The sequence below is a fragment of the Pannonibacter phragmitetus genome, from assembly GCF_050510895.1.
GTDB classification, from domain to species: Bacteria; Pseudomonadota; Alphaproteobacteria; order Rhizobiales; family Stappiaceae; genus Pannonibacter; species Pannonibacter phragmitetus_B.
This window is the reverse complement of the sequence record NZ_JBNINT010000001.1, coordinates 4,146,016-4,155,000: the sequence shown is the minus strand read 5'-3', so window position 1 is coordinate 4,155,000 and position 8,985 is coordinate 4,146,016. Positions and strand designations below refer to the sequence as shown.

The 8,985-nt window shown below is 62.3% G+C and carries 12 protein-coding genes (1 of these 12 only partly in view); 3 read left to right on the top strand and 9 right to left on the bottom strand.

From position 1 onward, the window contains the following. The 7 genes from ACQB61_RS20025 to ACQB61_RS19995 all read right to left on the bottom strand — a co-directional run. Nucleotides 1-1,154: the 5' portion of an AMP-binding protein gene (locus ACQB61_RS20025; RefSeq protein ID WP_430514045.1), read on the bottom strand. It extends 295 nt beyond the left edge of the window; 1,154 of the gene's 1,449 nt are visible here — the first part of the coding sequence; it begins with the start codon at nucleotides 1,152-1,154; its stop codon lies off the left edge, out of view. Next, entirely contained in the window at nucleotides 1,151-1,297 is a 147-nt protein-coding gene (locus tag ACQB61_RS20020; protein WP_430514044.1) for a hypothetical protein, read from the bottom strand. Before ACQB61_RS20020 ends, ACQB61_RS20025 begins: the two co-directional genes overlap by 4 nt. Further along, a complete protein-coding gene (locus tag ACQB61_RS20015; RefSeq protein ID WP_430514043.1) occupies nucleotides 1,297-1,710 on the bottom strand; it encodes a biotin transporter BioY in 414 nt (137 codons plus the stop codon). The genes ACQB61_RS20020 and ACQB61_RS20015 overlap by 1 nt, the downstream gene beginning before the upstream one ends. A gap of 182 nt (nucleotides 1,711-1,892) precedes the next feature. After that, a complete protein-coding gene (locus ACQB61_RS20010; RefSeq protein WP_430514042.1) occupies nucleotides 1,893-3,113 on the bottom strand; it encodes an ammonium transporter in 1,221 nt (406 codons plus the stop codon). A 279-nt stretch (nucleotides 3,114-3,392) separates the two neighbouring features. Beyond that, nucleotides 3,393-4,760, bottom strand: a complete 1,368-nt coding sequence (locus tag ACQB61_RS20005; protein ID WP_430514041.1) for an ammonium transporter — start codon at nucleotides 4,758-4,760, stop codon at nucleotides 3,393-3,395. Between the two features lie 12 nt (nucleotides 4,761-4,772). Next, complete coding sequence (locus tag ACQB61_RS20000) at nucleotides 4,773-5,111, bottom strand: P-II family nitrogen regulator (protein WP_026355689.1); 339 nt, start codon at nucleotides 5,109-5,111, stop codon at nucleotides 4,773-4,775. 398 nt (nucleotides 5,112-5,509) lie between these two features. Continuing rightward, nucleotides 5,510-6,076, bottom strand: a complete 567-nt coding sequence (locus ACQB61_RS19995) for a DUF924 family protein (protein ID WP_430514040.1) — start codon at nucleotides 6,074-6,076, stop codon at nucleotides 5,510-5,512. A 140-nt stretch (nucleotides 6,077-6,216) separates the two neighbouring features. On the opposite strand from ACQB61_RS19995, the gene ACQB61_RS19990 reads away from it, so the two are divergent. Further along, entirely contained in the window at nucleotides 6,217-6,480 is a 264-nt protein-coding gene (locus ACQB61_RS19990) for a sulfurtransferase TusA family protein (protein ID WP_430514039.1), read from the top strand. Here the strand turns inward: ACQB61_RS19990 and ACQB61_RS19985 are convergent, their stop codons facing one another. Next, a complete protein-coding gene (locus ACQB61_RS19985; protein ID WP_430514038.1) occupies nucleotides 6,481-6,780 on the bottom strand; it encodes a 4a-hydroxytetrahydrobiopterin dehydratase in 300 nt (99 codons plus the stop codon). 181 nt (nucleotides 6,781-6,961) lie between these two features. On the opposite strand from ACQB61_RS19985, the gene ACQB61_RS19980 reads away from it, so the two are divergent. Continuing rightward, the gene (locus tag ACQB61_RS19980; protein WP_430514037.1) at nucleotides 6,962-7,420 is read left to right on the top strand and encodes a low molecular weight protein-tyrosine-phosphatase; all 459 of its coding nucleotides are present in this window, start codon (nucleotides 6,962-6,964) and stop codon (nucleotides 7,418-7,420) included. A 6-nt stretch (nucleotides 7,421-7,426) separates the two neighbouring features. Here the strand turns inward: ACQB61_RS19980 and ACQB61_RS19975 are convergent, their stop codons facing one another. Then, complete coding sequence (locus ACQB61_RS19975) at nucleotides 7,427-8,029, bottom strand: phosphatase PAP2 family protein (RefSeq protein ID WP_430514036.1); 603 nt, start codon at nucleotides 8,027-8,029, stop codon at nucleotides 7,427-7,429. Nucleotides 8,030-8,373: 344 nt separating this feature from the next. Here ACQB61_RS19975 and ACQB61_RS19970 point away from each other — a divergent pair, with 344 nt between their 5' ends. Beyond that, on the top strand, nucleotides 8,374-8,985 hold the full coding sequence (locus ACQB61_RS19970) for a 2-hydroxychromene-2-carboxylate isomerase (RefSeq protein WP_430514035.1): 612 nt from the start codon (nucleotides 8,374-8,376) through the stop codon (nucleotides 8,983-8,985).

The following is an 8,985-nucleotide window of genomic DNA, read 5'->3' as shown; positions in this document are numbered from 1 at the left end:
GGAAAGATATTGAGCCCGGAACTGTTGATCATCCGCTTGTCACGGCCAGCGAGATAGAGAAAGCCCGCCTCATCGATCCAGCCCCGGTCACCGATGGTCAGCCAGCCATCCTGCCAGCGCACTTCTTCGCCGCCGCCGCAGATATAACGATCGAACAACAATGGGCTGCGCACCCACAGATGCCCAACCTGACCAGGAGGCAGAACGCGGCCCTGCGCATCGCGGATACTGGTATCCACACCCGGAAAGGGGCGGCCGACCGAGGCTTCGGGGGCCGTTCCATCCTGCAGGGAGATGAAACTCATCTCGGAGGCACCGTAGAACTCACAAGTCCGCGCGCCGGGGAGATGGCGGGAGAGCATCTGCCGATCCTCTGGCTGCAGCTTGGCGCCGCTCGACAGGACAAGCCGCAAGGCCGGTGCGGTCTCCACATCACGCAGGATCAGCTGCAACTGGGTGGGGGTAGCGTAAAGGATGGTCATCCCGGCGTCTGCCAGACGGCGGGCAACGGCCTTCGGCTGAAAGCGCGGCATCACCTCGACGCTGGCGCCGGCACAAAGCCCTTCAACCGCCGCATAGAGATGCAGTGAATGCACAAGCCCTCCGCAGACCAGCACCTTGTCCTCAGGTGACGTGCCAAATGCAGCTGCGCTCAGGCGGAAGCTCTCTGTCCAGGAGCGGTGGGTACGGGCAAAGCCCTTGGGTACACCAGTGGAGCCGGAAGTGAAGCCGGCATAGAAAAGATCTTCGGGCGCGGGAAAGGGCAGCGGCGCCCCCGCCGTTGCCTTCCGGTCCTCCGGACCTGCCAGCAGCGCCGGAAAAGCGGCAGCATCAATGACAAGGTCAGGAACGGAGGCGGCCAGAATCTGATCGCGCAGCGCATCGGGCCATGTGGTGTCGAGCATCAGCGCAATGCCCCCGGCCCGGCCCGCAGCGAAAAAGGCCAGCAAGGCCTGCAGGGGATCTTCAAGAAAGACACCGATGCGAGGCTGGCCTTGCTGCGGCGAAGGCAAACACCCGCTTATCTGAAGGGCCAGTGCTTCGATCTGCTCGTGGAGTATGGCAAAGGTCAGGCTTTCTTCGCCGCAGACGAGCGCAGTCTGGCCGGGACGGGTGGCCGCGTGATGCGCCAGCTCCGCCCCGGTGAAACTCATGGCCGGCTCAGCAGGGCACGCGGCAGGCCACGGGCAACCGTCTGTGCCACGACAGCGGTGATCGCGACCTTGATCAGGTCACCCGGCAGATAGATGGCAGTGCCGGCCAAGGCCTTGGCGAAAGGCAGATCCGCCAGAACCATCAGGCCAGGAATGCCGAAGAGATAGACAATGCCAACGCCCCCGCGGCTGCCGAAAGGGCGGCGGCGGCAAGCACCGGCAGATTGCGGCTGCGCTCCATGATGAAGCCCGCCACGAAGGCGCCGACCGGCCAGCCGATGAGGAAGCCGGCAGAAGGACCGGCAAAGACGGCAAGCCCGCCGCGCCCGCCCGCCAGCAGGGGCGCGCCGAGCGCAACAACAAAGAGGAAGAGCAACATGGAAAGGCCGCCGCGCACAGAGCCCAGCATCACGCCAGCCAGCATCACGCCAAGCGTCTGCGCGGTGATGGGCACGCCTGCCAGAAACGGAATCGCGAAGGGCGGAAACTGCCCCAGCACAGCAATCAACGCCGCATAAAAGGCGATCTGTACGAGTGCGTAATCCTTGCTTGCCATGAGCGTGCTCCGTTTATCGTCAAAAATAACAGTCCATACGCGCATCCATCTCGGGTTTTAATCCCATCCGGCAGCCAGTGCAAATCCCCGGAAAGGCCGAGGGACATTGCACTGGCACAGGCCTCTATAGGGTGGCAGACACGGGACACTGCCACGGTTCGCAGCGCATGAGCAGCACCAGTTCAACGGCCAAGGTCATGCTCCGGATTGGCGCTGATGTGGTGGATGGACAGATCCGCACCCCGGAACTCCTCTTCCTGGGAGAGACGCAGCCCGATGATGGACTTGATCACTCCGTAAACAAGAAAACCAGCCAGCAGCGCAAGAAGCACCCCTGCCCCCGTGCCCGCAATCTGGGCCAGAGGCGACACACCGCCCATGCCGCCAAGGCTTTCCAGACCGAAGACCCCCGCCGCAACGCCGCCCCAGGCACCACAAAGGCCATGCAGCGGCCAGACACCGAGAACATCATCGATCTTCAGGCGGTTCTGGCAGATCTCGAAGCCCTTGACGAAGATGACACCGGCAATTCCGCCCACCAGCAGCGCACCCACCGGGTGCATCACGTCGGAACCCGCGCAAACGGCAACAAGGCCGGCAAGTGCGCCATTGTGTACAAAGCCCGGATCGTTGCGTCCGGCGATGAGTGCGGTGAGAATTCCGCCGACCATGGCCATGAGGGAGTTGAGCGCCACGAGGCCGGAGACATTTGCCAGCGAGGCTGCCGTCATCACGTTGAAGCCAAACCACCCCGTACACAGCAGCCAGGACCCGAGCGCGAGCCAGGGAATGGAGGACGGCGGGATGCCAATGGCGCGTCCGTGCTTGTCATAGCGCCCGCGCCGCGCGCCCAGCAGCAGAACGGCGGCCAGAGCCACCCAGCCGCCGAAGGCATGCACCACAACGGACCCGGCAAAGTCATGGAACTTGGCGCCAAATGCCGCCTCGACCATGGCCTGAAGACCGAAATTGCCATTCCAGACGATGCCTTCAAACAACGGATAGGCGACGCCGACGAGCACCACGGTCGCCAGGCATTGCGGCAGGAAGCGCATCCGTTCGGCAATGCCACCGGAAATGATGGCGGGAATGGCTGCGGCAAAGGTGGTGAGGAAGAAGAATTTCACCAGACTGAGGCCCTGCGGCTCGAATGTGCCGTCCGCACCGGCGAGGACCTGCGCACTGACGAAGAACGTGGTGCCGTAGGCGATGGCATAGCCGGCGAAGAAATAGGCCAGCGTGGAAATGGCAAAATCGGTGAGGATCTTCACCAGAGCATTGACCTGGTTCTTGTGGCGGACGGTACCCGCTTCGAGAAAGGCAAACCCGCCATGCATGGCAAAGACGAGAATGGCCCCGATCAGCACAAAGAACACATCGGCGCCAGCCGGTGCAGTGGACATGAATTGCCTCCCAAACGTGCAATCCGCCTCTTCATGGGGCGGCGTCAGGGGAACGCCAGAACAAGATGCGTGCCAATCGGGCAAATGGCGAAAATCAGGGCTTTCCGCCGGCTTCCTTTTGACCTGAACGCCAGAGATTTGGGCACAAGGCGATCAAAACGAATGCAACAGAAGAAAACATGCCCACTTTAAGGGCAGCACCAAACAAAATGACCCGGGGCATATGCCCCGGGCCTGAGGTTTGGCCATATGGCCTGCTCCTGGGAGAGCTGGTCCGGATCAGAGGCGCTGAGAGCCCTGACCGAATTCCGGATAGGCTTCGACGCCGATTTCCACCTTGTCGAGACCGAGAGCCTCTTCCTCGGGGCTGACGCGAATGCCGACGGTGGCCTTGAGGATCATCCACAGAACCAGCGAGGTCACGAAGATGAAGGCGCCATAGGCAGCAACGCCGACCAGCTGGATGCCATACGAGGTCTCGGCATTGGACAGCGGCACGATGAGGGTGCCCCAGATGCCGCAGACGAGGTGGACCGGAATGGCGCCCACCACGTCGTCGATCTTCAGCTTGTCGAGCAGCGGCACGACGAAGACGACCAGAACACCGCCAACGGCACCGATGAAGACGGCCTGTGCAACAGTCGGGTTCAGCGGCTCGGCGGTGATGGACACGAGGCCAGCCAGCGCGCCGTTGAGAGCCATGGTGACGTCGACCTTCTTGTAGAGGATCTGGGTCAGGGCCATGGCAGCAACCACACCACCAGCAGCAGCCATGTTGGTGTTGGCGAAGATGCGGGAGATGTCGGTCACGTCACCGATGGTGCCCATGGCGAGCTGCGAAGCACCGTTGAAGCCGAACCAGCCGAGCCACAGGATGAATGTGCCAAGGGTGGCCAGCGGAATGGAGGAACCCGGCATCGGGATGACCTGGCCGCTGGAGGTGTACTTGCCCTTACGCGCACCGAGAACCAGCGCCCCGGCAAGAGCCGCCCAGCCGCCGACAGAGTGCACCAGTGTGGAACCGGCGAAGTCGGAGAAGCCCATCACCGACAGCCAGCCCTTGCCCCACTGCCAGGAACCGGCAATCGGATAGAGCAGGCCGGTCAGGACGACCGTGAAGAGCATGAAGGGCCACAGCTTGACGCGCTCGGCAAGCGTGCCGGACACGATCGAGGCGGCGGTCGCGACGAAGACCATCTGGAAGAACCAGTCAGAAGCGGTGGAGTAGCCCACGCTCAACGCGTCGCCGCCGACCGGATCGAAGGAGTAGGGACCGAAGGAGCCCATGAAACCGCCGTCTACGCCGGTGTACATGAGATTGTAGCCGGTGAGCCAGAACAGGATGCCGGCGACGGAGTAAAGAGCAATGTTCTTCAGGCACTGCATCGATACGTTCTTGGACCGCACAAGGCCCGCTTCCAGCATGGCAAAGCCCGCTGCCATCCACATCACAAGGAAGCCGCCCATCAGGAACAGCAGTGTGTTGAAGATGTAAGCCGTATCAGCGGCAAGAGCGTAAACCGGAGCCTCGGCTGCAGCGGCCGGAGCTTCGGCGGCAGCGGGAGCGGCAGTCTGGGCAAGGCCCGGATCGGCCATCAGACCGAGGACCGCCATGCCGATTGCGGCATAAGCGAAAGACTTCTTCATGTTACTCACCCCTCAAAGCGCTTCTGTGTCGGTTTCGCCGGTACGGATGCGAACCACCTGATCGATCGAATAGACGAAGATCTTGCCGTCGCCGATCTGGCCGGTCTTGGCGGCGCCGGAGATGACTTCCACCACCTTGTCGACGGACTCGCTGGAAACAGCGACTTCGATCTTGAGCTTCGGCAGGAAGCTCACTGCATATTCGGTGCCGCGGTAGATCTCGGTGTGCCCCTTCTGGCGCCCGTAACCCTTGACCTCGGTGACTGTGAGTCCCTGGATGCCGATGCTCGTGAGGGCGTCACGCACCTCGTCGAGCTTGAACGGCTTGATGATGGCCATCACGATTTTCATGCTCGTTACCCGTTTCCCCTGTTTGTCACCGGTCCGGGACTGGACCGGTCTGGCCACCGGGCCCGCGTTCCCTGCGCCTTGGGAGGAACCTGCGCTGAGGGCGGGCCGGGCCGGCTTTCCCCTTCTCATAAACAAGGACCGTGCCAACTTTGGCAGGCGGCCGAAAAATGCCAGATTTCCGCCAGATTCATGAAAGGGACCGGAAGCATGGCGATCACTTGACCGTTCAGGAGGCAGCCGCAACGCAACATATCTGCCTATTTTTCACCCATTTCCCAAAATTTGCATACGTTATAGGCAAACTCAAAAACAGAAACGCCACCGCTGCTTTTTAAGGCAGCGATGGCGTCCTGCTCGAAGAGAACCATTCGAGGGAAATAGACGGGCAGCCTCTGATCTCAGGCCGAAAAACCGCCATCGGCCAGATAGGCCGCCTCGTCCTCAGTCGTTTCGCGCTCAAGCACATGGTTGCGGTGAGGGAAACGGCCAAAGCGGCGGATCACGTCGAGATGGATGAGGGCATAGAGATAGAATTCCTTGTCCCCGAGGCGGCGGAACAGATCGACGGATTTTTCCTGCTCGCCCATGTCTTCTGCATGCTCGAACGGCAGATAGAAAAACGCGCGGGCATCCTTCGGGAAGGCCTTGTCAAAGCCTCTTGCCAGGGCAGCAGCCGCGATGACCCGCGCCTTTGCATCCGTCGCAAAGGCGCGTTTGTCCTGACGGTAGACATTGCGCGGGAACTGGTCGAGCAGAAGCAGGAGGGCCAGCGCGCCATGCGGCGTTTCCTGCCAGTGATCCAGCGCGCCCGAAGCCGCATCATCCATCAGCGGCACGAAATGACTGCGGATATCCGCGTCAAAAGCATCGCTGCGCGTGAACCAGGCCTCCCGGCCCGCCTCCCACCAGAAATCAAGAACGGTCAGGGGATCAGCGTCGGAAGCATGGGTGGACGTGCTGGTCACAGGCAGTTTCCTTCTCGTTTGCGATCTTTCAGGTCCCTTTCAATGTCGGCCATTTCGGCAGTGTTTCAAGCCTTTGCGGCTTGACGCAGTGTTCACGGCAGGACAAGAGCTGGAGGCAGAACAAGACCATGCGGGATATCATGACGGCACCAGACACATGGACAGCGGAGCAGCATCTGGACCTCAGGGGCCTCAAGTGCCCTCTGCCCGTGCTGCGCAGCCGCAGGGCACTGACAGACCTGAAGCCGGGCACGGTGCTTGTGGTGGAAGCAAGCGACCCGATGTCGGTGATCGACATTCCGCATATGTGCAACGAGGACGGGCACGAGCTGCTGGCGCAGGAGAAACACGATGGCTCCCTGCGCTTCACAATCCGCCGGGGCGCAAGGAAAGACGCAGACTGATCAGCTTGCCCGCGCGGCGATACGGTCCATTTCTGCGGCCAGCTCCACGTCCAGCGCCGTCAGCCCGCCCGCATCATGGGTGGACAGCGTCACCTCCACCGTGCGGTAGACGTTTGACCATTCAGGGTGATGGTTCATCCGCTCCGCCACCAGCGCCACTTGCGCCATGAAGCCGAAAGCCTCGACAAACCCGGAGAAAACAAAGCGCCGGGTGATGGCATCACGCCCGTCTACCAGCCGCCATTGCGCAAGCCGGGCCAGCGCTTTTTCACGCTCTTCATCCGTCAGACGTTCCGCCATCTGCATCTCCCGTCTTGAAATCCGCCGCGTCGCGGGCATCTTCTCCCGCGTCCATACGAATATAGGCCGGGAGACACCTCTGGCCAGCACCACATCATACGAAGGCTCAGACGCCGCACGGGCTTGACCAAATCCCGATGAGTCAAGCTCATCAGAATTTGGATCACACAGGAGCCCAGCCATGACCTCCGTTCTCTTCGTCTGCCTTGGCAACATCTGCCGCTCACCGCTCGCCGAAGGCGCCTTCCGCAAGGTGGTGGAGGATCTGGGCGCAAAGAACCGGGTGCTGATCGATTCGGCCGGCACCGGCGGATGGCATCAGGGCGAAGCGCCCGACCCGCGCTCCATCGCGGTGGCAGCCCGCCATGGCATCGACATTTCCGCCCAGCGCGCAAGGCAGGTGGTGAAGACAGATTTCAGCCGCTTCGAGCACATCCTCGCCATGGACAGCAGCAATCTGACCAATCTGCGCAAGCTGAGCCCGGCGGAGGCCCCTGCCAGTATCCGGCTGTTTCTGGAGACAGATGAAACGGACGTGCCCGATCCCTATTACGGCGGGCCTGCCGGTTTCGAGACCGTCTTCCGCATGGTGATGAAAGGCGCAGAGGATCTTGCCGCGGAGCTGGGGCTTGGCCGCTGACGTGCTTTAACGGAACTTTGCCACAAATGCCCGCAGCGCACGGCCAATGCCAGCCAGAACCGGCGGCACGGCGCGGCGCAGGCGGAAGCCGGCCGCGGACAGGCCAGCATCAAGGCTCTGGTCCTGCGCCCAGCGCGGCGTCTTCACATAGAGCAACCAGTGGACAGACAGGATCACCAGGAAGGTCAGCCCCCAGGCCAGCAGCGTGTCGGAGAGGAAGTGGCCGCCAAAGGCAACCCGGTTCACCGACAGCGCCAGCATCAGCGGCAAAACGGTCAGAACCACAGCCGGACGCCAGCTCTTGGGCACCACGAAAGCCAGCGCCATCAGCCACATGCTAGCCGAACCCTCGCCCGAGACGAAGGAGCAATTGGTGCTGCACCAGTCCGTCTTGAGCCAGACCGGCATGAACGGCATGTCGCCGCCGAACTGCTCCACCATCACCGGGCGCGGACGGCCCCAGTTGTTCTTAAGGATGCTGTTGACCAGGATGCCGGGGCCCAGCACCAGCGTGGACAGCAGAAAGACCGGCTTGCGCAAAGGCATCACCGGCGGCAGCTCCGGCAACAGCAGCTTGAGAAGCAGGGTGAGCACGCAAATGATGGCCACGGTCTGCACCAGATAGGGGCCGAGATAGCGCAGCTTCTGCAGGAAGGGGAGGACGCTGCCGTGAAGCCTTCGCCGGGTGTGTAGAACAGGCCGCTGGCCAGAAGATCGAGATCCGGCACCGTCAGAAACACGAGTGACACAACGCCCGTGAACGTGAAGGCTGCCCCGAATGGGTGGGCGCGGCACCAGCGCATGATTGCACAGATCTGAGCGCGGGCACGGGAGAAAGCGGAAGGAGCAGCGGTATCGGTCATTCGGGCTCTCTAGCCTATTTTCTCAAGCTCGGCCAATATCTGCGCAGCGGCGGGGCGCCGCAGACGGACCAGATGTAAGAGGAATTTTCCATGCAGCAACGGCCGAGGCTCGATTTCTGGTTCGAATTCGCCTCCACCTACAGCTACCTCACCGCCATGCGCATCGAAACCGTGGCCAAGGACCGGGGTATCGACCTGGTCTGGCGGCCGTTTCTGCTCGGCCCCATCTTTGCCCGTCAGGGCTGGGACACGTCGCCCTTCAACCTGTTTCCGGCCAAGGGCCGCTACATGTGGCGCGAGATGGAGCGGATGTGCGAGGACATGGGCCTGCCGCTGACCGTGCCCGACCCCTTTCCGCAGAACGGCTTGATGGCGGCCCGCATCGCCCATGCCGGGCGGCTGGAGCCCTGGATCGGCAGCTTCGTGCGCGCCGTCTATATGGCAGAGTTTGGCGAGGGGCGGGATATCAGCGACACTGGCCTTCTGGCCGGCATCCTCTTGGAACTGGGGCTGGATGCAAAGGCGCTGCTGGCAAAAGCAGAGAGCATCGAGGTGAAGATCGGCTTGCGGGCAGCGGTCGCGGAAGCAGAGGCAGCCGGGGTCTTCGGGGCGCCAAGCTTCGTCACCGCAGACGGGGAGCTCTACTGGGGCAACGACCGGCTGGAAGATGCCGTGGAATGCGCCCTGCGTCTCACCCGCTAG